Origin of the sequence: Faecalibacterium faecis (assembly GCF_040096475.1) — a bacterium.
Lineage (GTDB): Bacteria > Bacillota > Clostridia > Oscillospirales > Ruminococcaceae > Faecalibacterium > Faecalibacterium taiwanense.
On record NZ_JBBMEP010000064.1, the window covers coordinates 1 to 509 of the forward strand.

Here is a 509-nt window from a genome sequence, read left to right on the forward strand (position 1 = left end):
CGCTTCGATCTCTGCATCGGCGTTTCGGCGGGCAGCGCCAATATGACGTCCTATCTGGCAGGCCAGCATGGGCGGAACAAGCCCTTTTACGATGAATACTCCTTCCGCAGGGAGTACATGAGCGTGCACAACCTCATCCGCAATCACTCCTATCTCGATCTGGGCTATGTCTACGGCACCCTCAGCAATGCAGGCGGCGAGAATCCGCTGGATTACGCGGCGCTTGCCCGCAGCCCGGCAGAGCTCTGCGTGGTGGCCGCTAATGCACAGAACGGCGAGGCGCAGTATTTCACCAAGGCAGACCTCCACCCGGACGACTACCGCGTCCTCATGGCGTCCTGCTGCATCCCGGTCATCGACCAGCCCTGCGTCATCGACGGCGTGCCTTATTTTGATGGCGGCCTGGCCGACCCCGTCCCGCTGGAATGGGCCTTTGCCCACGGCTGCGACCGGGTGGCTCTCATCCTGACCAAGCCCATCGGGCTGGTGAGTAGTGATGCCCGGGACAA

1 protein-coding gene is annotated in these 509 nt (G+C 62.3%); it reads left to right on the forward strand.

Annotation, left to right across the window (positions count from 1 at the left end):
* A partial coding sequence (locus tag WMO17_RS13145; RefSeq protein ID WP_349138332.1) for a patatin family protein occupies positions 1 to 509 on the forward strand: 509 nt, incomplete at both ends.